The sequence below is a fragment of the Micromonospora sp. NPDC002296 genome, from assembly GCF_040296145.1.
Classification (GTDB): domain Bacteria; phylum Actinomycetota; class Actinomycetes; order Mycobacteriales; family Micromonosporaceae; genus Micromonospora.
On sequence record NZ_JBEOWQ010000075.1, the window covers coordinates 1 to 16,366 of the forward strand.

The 16,366-nt window shown below is 76.9% G+C and carries 2 protein-coding genes; both read left to right on the forward strand.

The window, feature by feature from the left end:
- Positions 1-364 precede the first annotated feature (364 nt).
- The gene (locus ABT023_RS27810; protein WP_350889520.1) at positions 365-10,519 is read left to right on the forward strand and encodes a type I polyketide synthase; all 10,155 of its coding nucleotides are present in this window, start codon (positions 365-367) and stop codon (positions 10,517-10,519) included.
- 43 nt (positions 10,520-10,562) lie between these two features.
- Positions 10,563-16,366: type I polyketide synthase (locus ABT023_RS27815; protein ID WP_350889521.1), on the forward strand; the 5,804-nt coding region annotated here is incomplete at its 3' end.

Sequence of the window (16,366 nt, forward strand, 5' to 3'; positions counted from 1 at the left end):
GGGCTTTTTGTTCCGCCTCCGGTGGGTGTTCTTTTGGGTGGCCCCCTTCGGGCCGACGCGGGGGGGGGGGGGGCCGCGCCCGCCGGGGGCCGCCCGTCGACGGGCACCGGCCGGTGCCCGTCCGAGGGGCGCTTCGTCCCAGCCTGCGGCCCTGCTCCTAGGGGCAGTGCTAGGGGCCCGCTAGGGGTTGGCAGCGCTGTACGGGGCCAAATACCTTCCTCCGGTAAGTAGGACCTGGTGTGCGCTGCAGCGCTGTCTGTCTGGCAATTCGTGGTCGGCTTTATGGGCTCTGGTCTTCGCGGCTTGAGGCGTCTGTGGACGGTATTGGGTCGCCTGGTTCTTCCGGCCCGAATAGGTGGCGGCAATGGCGAACGAAGATACGCTACGGGAATACCTGAAATGGGTGACGGCGGACCTTCACCAGACCAGGAGGAAGCTCGGCGAGCTTGAGGCTGCCAACCGTGAGCCGATCGCGATCGTCGGCATGTCCTGCCGCTTCCCCGGTGGGGTGCGCTCCCCGGAGGACCTGTGGGAGCTCGTCGCCTCGGGCGGGGACGCCATCTCCGGGTTCCCCGCCGACCGGGGCTGGGACCTGACCCGGCTGTTCCACCCCGACCCCGACCACCCCGGCACGTCGTACGCCTCCGAGGGCGGTTTTCTCGACTCGGCCACCGACTTCGACGCCGGCTTCTTCGGCATCTCCCCGCGCGAAGCCCTCGCCATGGACCCCCAGCAGCGGCTGCTGCTGGAGACGTCGTGGGAGGCGTTCGAGCACGCCGGCATCGACCCGTCCGCGCTGCGCGGCCACCAGGTCGGCGTCTTCGCCAGCACCACCGGCCAGGACTACGTGGGACTGCTCCAGCCGCCGCCGCCCGGCACCGAGGGATACGTCCTCACCGGCACGGCGGCGAGCGTGGTGTCCGGCCGGATCTCGTACGCCCTCGGCATCGAGGGCCCCGCCCTCACCGTCGACACCGCCTGCTCCTCGTCGCTGGTCGCCCTGCACCTCGCCTGCCAGGCCCTGCGCCAGGGGGAGTGCACCCTGGCGCTGGCCGGCGGCGCCACCATCATGTCCACCCCGTCCGCCTTCATCGGCTTCAGCCGGCAGCGCGGCCTCGCCGCCGACGGGCGGGTCAAGTCGTTCGCCGCCGCCGCCGACGGCACCGGGTGGGGCGAGGGCGTCGGCCTGCTGCTCGTCGAGCGGCTCTCCGACGCCCGCCGGCACGGGCACCCCGTGCTGGCCGTGGTCCGGGGCAGCGCCGTCAACCAGGACGGCGCGTCCAACGGTCTCACCGCCCCCAACGGCCCGTCCCAGCAGCGCGTCGTCCTCCAGGCCCTGGCCAGCGCCCGCCTCTCGCCCGAGCAGGTCGACGTGGTGGAGGCGCACGGCACCGGCACCACCCTCGGCGACCCGATCGAGGCGCAGGCGCTGCTGGCCACGTACGGGCAGGGTCGGCCGGCGGACCGTCCGCTGTGGCTCGGCTCGGTGAAGTCGAACATCGGCCACACCCAGGCCGCCGCCGGCGTCGCCGGGGTGATCAAGATGGTGATGGCGTTGCGGCACGAGACGGTGCCGGCGACGCTGCACGTCGACGAGCCGACCCCCAACGTGGACTGGACGGCCGGCGCGGTGTCGCTGGTGACCCGGGCCCAGCCGTGGGCCGCCGGGGAGCAGCCGCGCCGGGCCGGCGTGTCGTCGTTCGGGATGAGCGGCACCAACGCCCACGTGATCATCGAGGAGGCACCGGCCGAGGTCACCCCCGGGCCGGCGGAGCTCGGCGCGGACGGCGACGCCGGGCGCGACGCGGCCAGCACCGCCGCAGCCACCACCGCTGCGGCCGGCACGGCCGGGGCCACCACCGCCGGGGCCACCACGGCCGGGTCGGCCGGCGACGGGCCCGCGCCGGTCGTCGGGGCCGGACTCGTGCCGGTGCTGCTCTCCGCCCGCGACGCGGCGGCCCTCGCCGCGCAGGCCACCCGCTGGGCCGACCTGTTCGACGCCCGCCCCGAACTGCGGCTGCCCGACGTGGGCTGGTCGTCGGCCACCACCCGGGCCCGGCTGGAGCACCGGGCCGTGCTGTTCGCCGCCGACCGCGTCGAACTGCTCGCCGGGCTGCGCGCCCTCGCCGCCGGCCACGACACGCCCGGGCTGGTCACCGGGGCCGGGCCGCGCGGCGGCCAGCTCGCGTTCCTCTTCTCCGGGCAGGGCGCGCAGCGCTGCGGCATGGGCCGCGACCTGGCCGACGCCTTCCCGGTGTTCGCCCGCGCGCTGGCCGAGGTCTGCGCCGAGCTGGACCGTCACCTGCCCCGACCGCTGGCCCCGGTGATCTTCGCGCCCGAGGGCGGCGAGGCCGCCGCGCTGCTCAACCAGACCCTGTTCACCCAGGCCGGGCTCTTCGCCGTCGAGGTGGCGCTGTTCCGGCTCCTGGAGAGCTGGGGGGTCGTCCCGGACGTCCTGCTCGGCCACTCGATCGGCGAGCTGTCGGCGGCCCACGTCGCCGGCGTGCTGACCCTGCCGGACGCCGCCGCCGTCGTCGCCGCCCGGGGTCGGCTGATGCAGGCCCTGCCGGCCGGCGGCGCGATGCTGTCGGTCCAGCTCCCCGCCGAGGCGGTCCGGGCCGTCCTGACCGGCCTCGACGACCGGGTCGCCGTCGCCGCCGTGAACGGCCCCGCCTCGGTGGTGGTCTCCGGCGCCGCCGACGCCGTGGAGGAACTCGAACGCCGCTGGGCCGACCAGGGGGTGCGGACCAAGCCGCTGCGGGTCAGCCACGCCTTCCACAGCCCGCTGATGGAACCGATGCTCGACGAGTTCGCCGCCGTGCTGCGCGGGGTCGAGCTGCACCCGCCGACGCTGCCGATCGTGTCGAACCTGACCGGCGAGGTCGTCGACCCCGACGCCGTGCGCACCCCCGAGTACTGGGTGCGGCACGTGCGGGAGGCCGTCCGGTTCGCCGACGGCGTGGACCGGCTGTGTGCCATGGGCGTGCGCACCTTCCTGGAGGTGGGCCCGAGCGGGGTGCTCACCGCGCTCACCCGCGACATCCTCGCCGCCACCGGCCGGGACGAGGGCCGGGCCGCGACCGCCCTGCTGCGCCGAGACCGCGGCGAACCCGGCTCCGCGTTCGCCGCCCTCGCCGAGCTGCACGCCGGCGGGGTAGACGTGGACTGGGCCGCGCTGTTCGTGGGCGCCGACGTCGCGCGGGTGCCGCTGCCCGGGTACGCGTTCCACCGCCAGCGGTTCTGGCCCGAGCCGCCGCCCGCCGCCGTCGCGGCCACCGCCTCCGGCGACGACGACGGGTTCTGGGCGGCGCTGGAGGGCGCCGACGCCGAGACGCTGGGCGGCCAGCTGGGCGTCGACCCCGACGACGACTCCGTGCGTACCCTGCTGCCGGCCCTGCCGGTGCTCAGCTCCTGGCGTCGGTCCCGCCGGGAGCGGTCGCTGGCCGACGAGTGGTCGTACCAGGTGACCTGGAAGCCGGTGCCGGTCGCCGACCGGGACGCACCCACCGGCCGCTGGCTGGTCGTGCTGCCCGCCGCCGACGCCCCCGCCTGGGCCGACGGGCTGGCCGGCCTGCTGCCCGACGCCGAGCCGCTCACCGTCGGCGGGGCCGACCTGGACCGGGCGGCGCTGGCAACCCGGCTGCGGGAGGCCGCCGGCGAGCGGCCCGTGGACGGCGTGCTGCTCGTCGTCGCCGGCCAGGACCGGCTGCTGCCGGAACACCCGGGCGTCACGCTCGCCGCCGCCACCGCCCTCGCGCTGGTCCAGGCCCTGACCGACCTCGACCTGGTGGCACGCCTGTGGTGCGTCACCAGCGGCGCGGTCGCCGCCGCCCCCGCCGACCAGGTCGAGCACCCGCTGCAGAACCAGGTCTGGGGCCTCGGCCGCGCCGCCGCCGTCGAGCAGCCGCACCGCTGGGGCGGCCTGGTCGACCTGCCGTCCACCGTGGACGACGCCGTCGCCCGCCGGCTGGCCGCCGTGCTCGCCGACGGCGGCGAGGACCAGGTGGCCGTCCGCTCGGGCGGCGTCTGGGCCCGCCGGCTCGTGCCGGCCCCCACCGCCGTGGACGACGTGCCCGCCGTCGACTGGAGCGGTGGCACCGTCCTGGTCACCGGCGGCACCGGCGGGCTCGGCGGCCACGTCACCCGCTGGCTGCTGGACCGCGGCGCCCGGCAGGTGGTGCTGGCCAGCCGCCGGGGCGCCGCCGCCCCCGCCATGGCCGACCTGCTCGAACGGTACGGCGCCGACGGGCGGGTCACCGCCGCCACCTGCGACGTGACCGACCGGTCGTCGGTGGCCGCGCTGCTGGACTCGCTGCCCGGGCTGACCGCCGTCGTGCACGCCGCCGGCACCGACCAGCTCACCCCGCTGACCGACACCACCCTCGACGAGTTCTCCCACGTTGTCGCCGGCAAGGTGCTCGGCGCGCTGCACCTCGACGACTGCCTCGCCGACCGCCCCCTCGCCGCGTTCGTGCTCTTCTCCTCCATCTCCGGGGTGTGGGGCAGCGCCGGCCAGTGCGCGTACGGGGCCGGAAACTCGCTGCTGGACGCCCTCGCGGTCAACCGGCGCGGCCGGGGACTGCCGGCCACCGCCGTGTCCTGGACCGCCTGGGGCGGCGAGGGCGGCATGGCCGCCGAGAACGTGGCCACCGCACAGCTCAACCGGATGGGCCTGCCCCCGATCGACCCGGACCGGGCGCTCGTCGCGCTGGACCGGGCGACCCGCCGGCCCACCGGATGCGTCACCGTCGCCGACGTCGACTGGGCCCGGTTCCACCCGGCGTTCACCGTGGCCCGGCCCAGCCCGCTGCTCGGCGACCTGCCCCAGGTGCGGGCCCTGCTCGACGCCGAGGAGTCCGCCGCGCCCGCGCCGGGCGCCGTCGCCGAGCCGCTGCGCCACCTGGCCGGCCTGTCCGCCGCCGACCAGGAACGCGACCTGCTGCGGCTGGTCAACGAGCAGACCGCCGCCGTCCTCGGCCACGCCACCCCGGACGAGCTGCGCGGACGCCCGTTCAAGGATCTCGGCTTCGACTCGCTGACCGCCGTCGACTTCCGGGGCCGGATGAACACGGCCACCGGCCTGCGCCTGCCCACCACCCTCGTCTTCGACTACCCCACCCCCGCCGAGCTGGCCGCGCACCTGCGCGAGCTGGTCTTCGGGGGCGACGCGGCCGGCGCGGGGGAGACCCTCGTCGTGCACGCCGACGAGCCCGTGGCGATCGTCGGCATGGCCTGCCGGTACCCGGGCGGCGTCGGCGGGCCGGAGGAGTTCTGGCGGCTCGTCGCCGACGGCGTCGACGCCGTGTCGGCGTTCCCCACCGACCGGGGCTGGGAGATCCCCGAGGGCCTCGACGGCACCCAGGCCCCGGCCGGCGGCTTCCTCTACGACGTGCCCGACTTCGACCCCGCGTTCTTCGAGATCTCGCCCCGCGAGGCGCTGGCCATGGACCCGCAGCAGCGGCTCACCCTGGAGGCGTCCTGGGAGGCGCTGGAAGGGGCCGGGGTCGACCCCGCCGCGCTGCGCGGCACCCGCACCGGCGTCTTCGTCGGCGCCTCCACCTCCGGGTACGGCACCGGGCTGACCGAGGTCCCCGAGGGCGTCGAGGGGTACCTGATGACGGGGGCCGCGCACAGCGTGATCTCCGGCCGGGTCGCGTACACCCTCGGGCTGGAGGGGCCGGCCGTCACCGTCGACACCGCCTGCTCGTCGTCGCTGGTGGCGCTGCACCTGGCCGGGGCGGCGCTGCGCCGGGGCGAGTGCGACCTGGCGCTGGCCGGCGGCGTGGCCGTGATGGCCACCCCCACCGCGTTCCAGGAGTTCTCCCGGCAGGGCGGGCTGGCCGCCGACGGCCGGTGCAAGTCGTTCGCCGCGTCCGCCGACGGCACCGGCTGGTCCGAGGGCGTCGGCATGCTGCTGGTGCAGCGCCTCTCCGACGCCCGCCGCGAGGGCCGGCGCATCCTCGCCGTGGTCCGGGGCTCGGCGGTCAACTCCGACGGCGCGTCCAACGGGCTGACCGCCCCGAACGGGCCGTCCCAGCAGCGGGTGATCCGGCAGGCCCTGGCCAGCGCCCGGCTCACCACCGCCGACGTGGACGTCGTCGAGGCGCACGGCACCGGCACCGTCCTCGGCGACCCGATCGAGGCGCAGGCACTGCTGGCCACGTACGGCCAGGGCCGCGACGGCGGCGAGCCGCTGCTGCTGGGCTCGGTGAAGTCGAACATCGGGCACTCCCAGGCCGCCGCCGGGGTGGCCGGCGTGATCAAGATGGTGCTGGCGATGCGGGAGGGCCTCGTCCCGGCGTCCCTGCACGCCGACGAGCCGTCGCCGCACATCGACTGGTCGTCCGGGGCGGTGGAGCTGGTCACCCGGGCCCGCCCCTGGCCGGCCGTGGACCGGCCGCGCCGGGCCGCCGTGTCCTCGTTCGGGATCTCCGGCACCAACGCCCACGTGCTCGTCGAGCTGCCCGCCGCCGACGACGCCGACGCGGCCCCCGCGCCCGCCACCGACCCCGGACTGCTCGCCGCCGACACGGTGGCGTGGCCGCTGTCGGCGCGCTCCACGGCCGCCCTGGCCGCGCAGGCCGCCCGGCTGGCCCGGCACCTGCGGGAGCACCCCGGGCTCGACCCGGCGGCGGTGGCCTGGTCGTTGGCCACCACCCGGTCGGCGTTCGACCGGCGGGCGGCGGTGCTCGGCGCGGGCACCCCGGACCTGCTGGCCGGCCTGGACGCGCTGGCCGCCGGCACCCCGGCCGGCAACCTGCTCACCGGCGTCGTCACCGGCCACGGGCCGGGCCCCGTGTTCGTCCTCCCGGACGCCCGCGTCACCCTCGACGCGGTGGCCGGTCTGGTCGGCCGGTGCCCCGCCCTCGACGACGCGCTCGCCGACTGTGGCCCCGCCCTCGCCCCCTGGCTGGACGTCGACCCGGCCGCCCTGCTGACCGGCGCGGACCGGTCCTGGGTGGACCGCCCGGAGCTGGCCCAGCCCGTCGCCTTCGCCGTCGGCGTCGCCCTGGCCGCCGTGTGGCGGCACGCCGGGGTCACCCCCGCCGCCGTGCTCGGTCACGCCGACGGCGAGGTCACCGCCGCCTGCGTGGCCGGCGTGCTCTCCCTGCCCGACGCGGCCCGCGTGGTCGCCCTGCGGGCCCGGGCCGTCGCGGACCGGACCGACGCCGACCCGACCGACGCCGACGCCAACCCGGCCGCCGACGACGCCGACCCGACCGATGCCGCCGCCGACCGCCTCCGCGCCGAACTGACCGGCCTCGCCCCGCAGCCGGGCACCGCCCGCCTGCTGTCGGCCGTGACCGGGGACTGGGTCGACCCGGCGTCCCTGGACGCCGGCCACTGGGCCGACGGGGTCCGCCGGCCGGGTTCCCTCGACGCCGCACTGCGGACCGCCGTCGCCGCCGGCCACGTCACGTTCGTGGCGTTGTCGCCGGACCCGGCGTCGACCGCCGAGCTGACCGGGGCGCTCGCCTCGGCCGGCGTCCCCGGTCAGGTGCTGGACACCCTGCGCGGGGACGGCGACGCGCCGACCCGGCTGCTGGCCGCCCTCGCCGCCGCCCACACCGTCGGGCTGCCGGTCGACCACCGTCGGATCCTCGCCGGGGCCGACCCGGTCGGCCTGCCCACGTACGCGTTCGAGCGGCACCGGTTCTGGCTGGAGCGCACCGGCGCCCACCGGGCCGTTCTGCCCGCCGTCGGCCTCGACGTCGTCGACCACCCGCTGCTCAGCGCCGTCGCCGAGCTGCCCGGCGACGAGGGGCTGCTGTTCACCGGCCGGATCTCCCTGACCGCCCAGCCGTGGCTTGCCGACCACGCCGTGCTGGGCACCGTGCTCCTGCCCGGCACCGCGCTGGTCGAGCTGGCGTCCTGGACGGGCCGGCACGCCGACACCGCCTCGGTGGCCGAGCTGAACCTGGAAGCGCCCCTGGCGATTCCCGCCGAGGGCGGCGTCGACCTGCGGGTCCGGGTCGGCCCGGCCGACGACACCGGGCACCGGCCGGTCTCCGTGCACACCCGGCCCGACGACGCCACCGACGGGTCCCGGCAGTGGCAGCGGCACGCCTCCGGCCTGCTCGCCGCCACCGAGGACCCGGCCGCCGCCCCGGCGGCCGTGTGGCCGCCCGCCGACGCCGAGCCGATCGCCCTCGACGGGCTCTACACCCGCCTCGCCGAGCAGGGCTACCACTACGGGCCGGTGTTCCGGTCCCTGCGCGCCGCGTGGCGCTCCGGCACCGACATCCTCGCCGAGGTGGCCCTGGACGCCGACGCGGCGACCGACACCACCGCCTTCTCGGTGCACCCCGCGCTGCTGGACGCGGCGCTGCACGCCATCGGCGCCAGCGTCGCCGGAGCCGGCCCCGACGACGGTGCCGCCCCGCCGCCCGCGACGGGCGGCGCCGACATCCGGCCCGGCCTGCCGTTCGCCTGGACCGGCGTGACGATCCGGCCGACCCGAGCCCGGGAGCTGCGGATCCGGCTCACCGCCACCGGTTCCGGGGCGGTCGCGTTGACGGTCACCGACACCGGCGCGACGCCGGTCGCCTCCGTCACCGGCCTCGTCCTGCGGCCCATCTCCGGCGAGCAGCTCAGCGCGGCCCGCCGCGCCGCCACCCGGTCCCTGCACCGCCTCGACTGGGTCACCCCCGACGCGGCCCGCGCCGACGGCCCGTACCGGATTGTCGCCCTGGACGACGACTGGCCCGCCGCCGACCGGTCCCCGGACCTCGCCGCCCTGGTCGCCGGGGTACGCGCCGGCGCGGCCGTCCCCGACGCGGTGGTCGTCACCTGCGGCGGGCCGGACCCGGGCGAGCCGGACCCGGCCCGGCTGGCCCACCGGGTCAGCCACCGCACCCTCGCGCTCGCCCAGCAGTGGCTCGCCGAGGACACCCTCGCCACCGCCCGGCTGGTGGTGGTCACCCGCGGCGCCGTCCGGGTCGACGCGGGCGACCGGATCGCCGACCTGCCCGCCGCCACCGCGTGGGGGCTGCTGCGCAGCGCCCAGTCGGAGAACCCCGACCGGATCGTGCTGGTCGACGTCGACGTCGACGACGACCGGGCCGCCGCCGACCTGCTGCCGGCGGCGCTCGCCACCGGCGAGCCGCAGCTCGCGGTGCGCGCCGGCCAGCTCCGCGTCCCCCGGCTGACCCGGCTCGGCCCGCCGCCCGCCGACCGGCCCGACCCCGACCTGGCCGCCGGCACCGTCCTGGTGACCGGCGCGACCGGCGCGCTGGGCCGGCTGGTGGCCCGCCGGCTGGCCGACCGGCACGGGGTACGCCACCTGCTGCTGGTCAGCCGCACCGGCGGGGACGCCCCCGGCGTGGCGACGCTCGTCGACGAACTCGCCGCGCTGGGCACGACCGCCCGGGTGGCCGCCTGCGACGTCACCGACCGCGACGCGCTGGCCCTGCTGATCGACCAGCTCCCCGCAGACCGGCCGCTCAGCGGCGTGGTGCACGCGGCCGGAGTGCTCGACGACGGCATCCTCGGCGCACTCACCCCGGACCGGTTCGACGCCGTGCTCCGGCCCAAGGTCGACGCCGCCTGGCACCTGCACGAGCTGACCGAGAAGCTGGACCTGGCCGCGTTCGTGCTGTTCTCCTCCGCCGCCGGCCTGTTCGGTGGCCCCGGACAGGCCAACCACGCCGCCGCCAACTGCTTCCTCGACGCGCTCGCCCAGCACCGGCACGACCGGGGGCTGCCCGCCACCTCCATGGCCTGGGGGCCGTGGGCCAACGACACCGGCGACGGGCAGCCGGGGCACGTCGACGAGGACCGGATGAACCGGGGCGGCTTCGTCCCGCTCGCCGCCGAGGAGGGCATGGACCTGTTCAGCGAGGCGCTGCGGTTCGCCGACCCCGTCGTCGTACCGGTCAACCTCGACCTCGCCCTGATCGGCCGGCACGGGCCCGCCGCGGTGCCGCCGGTGCTGCGGTCGCTGGTCCGCCCGGCGACCACGGGCGCGGCCCGCGCCGCCGAGCGCGACCCGGCGGCGGCGCTGCGCGACACCCTCGCCGCCACCGCCGAGGCCGACCGCGACCAGGTGCTGTCCGACCTGGTCCGCACGCACGCCGCCGCCGTCCTCGGGTACGCCTCGATCCGGTCCATCGACGTCGAACGCGGCTTCGTCGAACTCGGCTTCGACTCGCTCACCGCCGTCGAGTTCCGCAACCGCCTCAACGCGGCCACCGGCCTGCGCCTGCCGTCCACGCTGATCTACGACCGGCCCACCACGGCGGCCCTCGTCGAGCACCTGCGGGGTGCGCTGCTGGCCGAGCGGAGCACGTCCGCGCTGACGGTGCTCGGCGAGCTGAACAAGCTGGAGCACGTCATGCGGACCGTGGCGGACGGCGACGCCGACCGGGTCGCCGTCGGCGACCGGCTGCGCGAACTGCTCTCCCTGTGGACCTACACCGGCTCCGGCGCCCAGGACGCCACCGGCGACGACGGGAACCTGTCCTCGGCATCCGCCGAGGAGATCTTCAGCTTCCTGGACGAAGAACTCGGCTCGGCCTGATCCGGCATGTTCCGCACCCCGATTCCCGATACGGAGTGGCCCGATGCCCACTGAGGCTGAGTTCCTCGACTACCTCCGGCGCGCGACCGCCGACCTGCGCGACGCCCGTCGGCGGGTGCGTGAGGTGGAGGCCAAGGACCGCGAGCCGATGGCCGTCATCGGGATGGCGTGCCGGTTCCCGGGCGGGGTGTCCAGCCCGGCGGAGCTGTGGGACCTGGTCGACTCCGGCGGCGACGGCGTCGGCGACTTCCCCACCGACCGGGGCTGGGATCTGGAGCGGCTGTTCCACGTCGACCCGGACAACCCGGGCACCTCGTACACCAGCCAGGGCGGGTTCCTCTACGACGCGGCGCAGTTCGACCCGGGCTTCTTCGGCATCAGCCCCCGCGAGGCGCTGGCCATGGACCCGCACCAGCGGCTGCTGCTGGAAACCTCCTGGGAGGCGATCGAGCACGCCGACCTCGACCCGCAGCGGCTGCGCGGCAGCCGCACCGGCGTCTTCGCCGGGGTGATGTACCACGACTACGCGTCCCGGGTGCTGGACCTGCCCGACGGCGTCGAGGGGTACATCGGCACCGGCAACTCCGGCAGCGTCGTCTCCGGCCGGGTGGCGTACACCTTCGGGTGGGAGGGGCCGGCCGTCACCGTCGACACCGCGTGCTCGTCGTCGCTGGTGGCGGTGCACCTCGCCGTGCAGGCGCTGCGCCAGCGTGACTGCGACTTCGCGCTGGCCGGCGGCGTGACCGTGATGTCCACCCCGGGCACCTTCGCCGACTTCTCCCGGCAGCGCGGCCTCGCCTCGGACGGGCGGTGCAAGTCGTTCGCCGCGTCCGCCGACGGGACCGGCTGGTCCGAGGGCGTCGGCGTGCTGCTGCTCCAGCGGCTCTCCGACGCCCGCCGCGACGGCCGCCGGATCCTCGCCGTCGTGCGCGGCAGCGCCGTGAACCAGGACGGCGCGTCCAGCGGCCTCACCGCCCCCAACGGCCCCTCCCAGGAGCGGGTGATCCGGCAGGCCCTGGCCAACGCCCGGCTCTCCCCGGCGGACGTGGACGTGGTCGAGGCGCACGGCACCGGCACCACCCTCGGCGACCCGATCGAGGCGCAGGCGCTGCTCGCCACGTACGGGCAGGACCGGGGCGAGGGCGGGCCGCTCTGGCTCGGCTCGATCAAGTCGAACCTCGGCCACACCCAGGCTGCGGCGGGCGCCGCCGGCCTGATCAAGATGATCGAGGCGATCCGGCACGGCTCGATGCCCCGCACCCTGCACGTCGACGAGCCGTCCCCGCACATCGACTGGACCGCCGGCCAGGTCTCGCTGCTGACCGAGGCCCGCCCGTGGCCGGCGTCCGACCGGCCGCGCCGGGCCGCCGTGTCGTCCTTCGGCATCAGCGGTACGAACGCCCACGTCATCCTGGAGCAGGCCCCGGTCGACGACGCCCCGCCCGCCGACGACGCCCCGGCCGGCGGGCCGGTGGCGCTGCCGCTGGCCCCGGTGCTGCTCTCCGCCCGCACCGCCGAGGCGCTCGCCGGGCAGGCCGCCCGGTGGGCCGACCACCTATCCGCCGCCGACGGCGTAGCCGGCATCGCCGCAGCCCGCGGCCGAGGTGTCGCCCCCCGACCGGTGGACGTCGCCGTCTCCTCGATCAGCCGCTCCGGCCTCGAACACCGGGCCGTCGTCCTGGCCGAGGGCCCCGACGACCTGATCGCCGGGCTGCGCGCCCTCGCAGACGGGGAGCCGGACGGCACCGTCACCACCGGGTCGGCGTCCCCGCGCGGCCGGGTGGCGTTCCTCTTCTCCGGCCAGGGCGCCCAGCGCCCCGGCATGGGTCGCGAGCTGGCCGCCGCGTTCCCGGTGTTCGCCGCCGCCCTGGACGAGGCGTGCGGGCACCTGGACCCGCTGCTGCCGCGCCCGCTGCGGGAGGTCATGTTCGCCTCGCCGGGCACGCCCGAGGCGGAGCTGCTGGACCAGACCGTGTTCACCCAGGCCGGCCTGTTCGCCGTCGAGGTGGCCCTGTTCCGCCTCGTCGAGTCGTTCGGCCTCACCCCGGACCTCGTCGCCGGGCACTCCATCGGGGAGATCGCCGCCGCGCACGTCGCCGGGGTGTTCTCCCTGGCCGACGCGTGCGCCCTGGTGGCGGCGCGGGGCCGGCTCATGCAGGCGCTGCCCGCCGGCGGCGGCATGCTCGCGATCGGCGCCGACGAGGCCGCCGTCGCCGCGAGCCTGGCCGGACTGGCCGACCGCCTCGACGTCGCCGCCGTGAACGGCCCCACCGCCGTCGTGGTCGCCGGGGACGTCGACGCCCTCGACGAACTCCAGCGGGTGTGGTCCGACCGGGGCACCCCGACCCGCCGACTGCGGGTCAGCCACGCCTTCCACAGCGTCCGGATGGACCCGATGCTGGCGGAGTTCGCGGCCGTCGCGGACACGCTGACCTACCACCCGCCGACGATCCCGGTGGTGTCCAACCTGACCGGCCGGATCGCCGAACCGGAGCAGCTCCGCGACCCCCGGTACTGGGTGCGGCACGTCCGGGGCGCCGTGCGTTTCGCCGACGCCGTCAACAGCCTGCACGCCGAGGAGGTCGGCACCTACCTGGAGCTGGGCCCGGGCGGCGTGCTCACCGCCATGGCGCAGGGCTGCCTCGCCGACCGGCCCGGCGACGAGCCCGCGTCCCTGCTGGTCGCGGTGTCCCGGCACGACCGGCCCGAGCCGCAGGCCGCCCTGGAGGCCCTCGCCCAGCTGCACGTCCACGGCCTGGCCGTCGACTGGACCCGCCTGCTCGCCGGCGGGGGCGAGCGGGTCGACCTGCCGACGTACGCCTTCCAGCACCAGCGGTACTGGCTGGAGCCCGCCGGCCGGTGGACGGACGTCTCCGGGGCCGGCCTCGGCGCGGCCGGGCACCCGCTGCTCGGCGCGGCCGTGTCGGTGGCCGGCGAGGACATGGTGGTGCTGACCGGTCGGTTGTCGGTGTCGACGCACGGGTGGTTGGCCGATCATGTGGTCGGTGGTGTGGTGGTGGTGCCGGGTACGGCGTTGGTGGAGCTGGCGGTGCGGGCCGGCGACGAGGTGGGCGCGTCGCGGGTGCGGGAGCTGACCGTGGCCGCGCCGTTGGTGTTGCCCGGCTCGGGTGGGGTGCGGGTGCAGGTGCGCGTCGGCGCGGCCGACGCCTCCGGCCTGCGGTCGGTGACCGTGCACTCCCAGCCGGAGGAGGACGCCGACCCCGAGTGGGTCCGGCATGCCGAGGGCGCGCTGGAGCCGGTGTCGGCCGACGAGCCGGTGCTGGCCGAGTGGCCGCCGGCCGGCGCGTCCGAGGTGGACCTCGCCGGCTGGTACCCGACCGTGGCGGAGCGGGGCCTGGCGTACGGGCCGGTGTTCCAGGGCCTGCGGCGGCTCTGGACGGCCGGGGGCGAGGTGTTCGCCGAGGTGGCCCTGCCGGAGCAGGGGGCCGGCGACGCGGCGGCGTTCGGGGTGCACCCGGCGCTGTCGGACGCCGCCCTGCACCCGATCGCGCTGCTGTTCGAGGAGTCGACCGCGCCCCGGGTGCCGTTCGCGTTCTCCGGCGTGCAGGTGCACGCCTCGGGGGCGTCGGTGTTGCGGGTGCGGTTGACCCGTGAGGGCTCCGGGGTGCGGTTGGTCGCGGTGGACTCCTCGGGGGCGGCCGTGGTGTCGGTGGACTCGCTGGTGCTGCGGGAGATGAGCGGGGTGGCCGCCCCGAACCCGGCGAGCCGGTCGCTGTTCGAGGTGGCGTGGCAGGCGGAGGAAGCGCTTTCCGCCGGCGACGCGGCCGGGTGGGCGCTGCTGGTAGCGCAGCCGGGGCAGCTCCACAGTGTCGGCGGCGAGGGCGCTGCCGGGCTGGCCGGCGGCGAGGGTGGTGCCGGGCTGGCCGGTGAGCTGGCGGCCCGGGGCGGGTTGGTTTCGTACCCGGATGTGGCTGCGGTGGTGGACGCGGTCGCGGCGGGTGCGGCGGTGCCGCCGGGGTTGGTGCTGCCGGTGCCCGTCGGTGCCCCCGGCGTGGCGGTCCCCGACGCGGTGCGGGCGGTGACGTCCGGTGTGCTGGCGACCGTGCGGTCCTGGCTGGCCGCCGACGCCCTCGCGGAGTCGAGGCTGGTCGTGGTGACCCGGGGCGCGGTAGCGGCTCGGGACGGTGACGAGGTGACGGACCTGGCGGGTGCGGCGGTGTGGGGCCTGCTGCGGTCGGCGCAGTCGGAGCATCCGGGCCGGATCGTCCTCGCGGATCTCGATGCCGACGCCGATGCGGCGGTGCTGGGCCTGCTCGCCCGGGTGGCGGACGAACCGCTCGCCACCGGCGGCCAGGTCGCGGTCCGGGCCGGCGAGGTCCGCGCTCCGCGCCTGGTACGCGCGTCCGTGCCGGACCCGTCACCCGTGGTGGGTGAGGGCACGGTGCTGGTGACCGGCGGCACCGGCTCGCTGGGCGCCCTCGTCGCGGAGCACCTGGTGGTGGCGCACGGGGTGCGGTCGCTGGTGCTGCTGTCGCGGCGGGGCCCTGACGCTGCGGGCGCGGCCGAGCTGGTGGAGCGGTTGGCCGGGTTGGGTGCCGCCGCCCGGGTGGTGGCGTGTGACGTGACGGACCGGGAGCAGGTGAGCGCACTGGTCGCCGAGGTCGCCTCGGCGGGCCGGTTGGCGGGCGTGGTGCACACGGCCGGCGTGCTGGACGACGGTGTGGTTTCGGGGATCAGCGCGGAGCGGTTGGCGGGTGTGCTGGCGCCGAAGGTGTCGGCGGGTTGGTTCCTGCACGAGGCGACGGCGGGGCTGGACCTGGACCTGTTCGTGTTGTTCTCGTCGGTGGCCGGGGTGCTGGGCTCGCCGGGTCAGGCGGCGTACGCGGCGGGGAATGCGTTCCTGGACGCCCTCGCGGTGCACCGGCGGCAGGCGGGCCTGCCGGCGGTGTCGCTGGCGTGGGGCATGTGGGACACCCCCGGGATGGCGGCGTCCCTCGGCGAGGCCGAGCGGACCCGGTCCACGACCAGGGGTGGCCTCGCCGCGATGAGCGCCGAGACCGGTCTGGCGCTGTTCGACGCGGCGGTCGCGGGGGACCGGGCGGCCCTCGTGCCGGCCGTGATCGACGTGGCCGCCCTGCGGGCCTCGGCCGGCACCGGCATGGTGCCGCCGATGCTGCGCACCCTGGTCGGGGCGACCACCACCCGCCGCCAGGCGGGACAGGGGGCCACCTGGGCCACCCGCATCGCCGGCCTGGCCCCCGAGGAGGCCCGCGCCCAGATCGACGTGCTGATCCGGGGTCTCGTCGCCCAGGTGCTCGGGCATGGTGGGGCGGAGTCGGTGCCGGCGGACCGGGCGTTCCGGGAACTCGGGTTCGACTCGTTGACGGCGGTGGACCTGCGCAACCGGGTGAACGCGGCCGGCGGCCTGCGGCTGCCCTCGACGCTGGTGTTCGACTACCCGACCCCGCAGGCGCTGGCCGCCCACGTACATGACGAACTGGCTGGGTCCGCCAGCGCCGTCGCCGCGTCGGGCGCGCGGACCACCACCGGCCTCGACGAGCCGATCGCGATCGTGGGCATGGCGTGCCGGTACCCGGGCGGGGTGGAGACGCCCGAGCAGCTGTGGGCGTTGCTGGCCGGTGGCGGGGACGGGATCGGGGAGTTCCCGGCGGACCGGGGCTGGGACCTGGAGACCCTGTTCGACCCGGACCCGGACCGGCCGGGCAGTTCCTACACGCGGCATGGCGGTTTCCTGTACGGGGCTGCGGAGTTCGATCCCGGCTTCTTCGGGATCTCGCCGCGTGAGGCGTTGGCGATGGATCCGCAGCAGCGGTTGCTGTTGGAGGCGTCGTGGGAGTCGTTGGAGTCGGCGGGGGTGGACCCGGT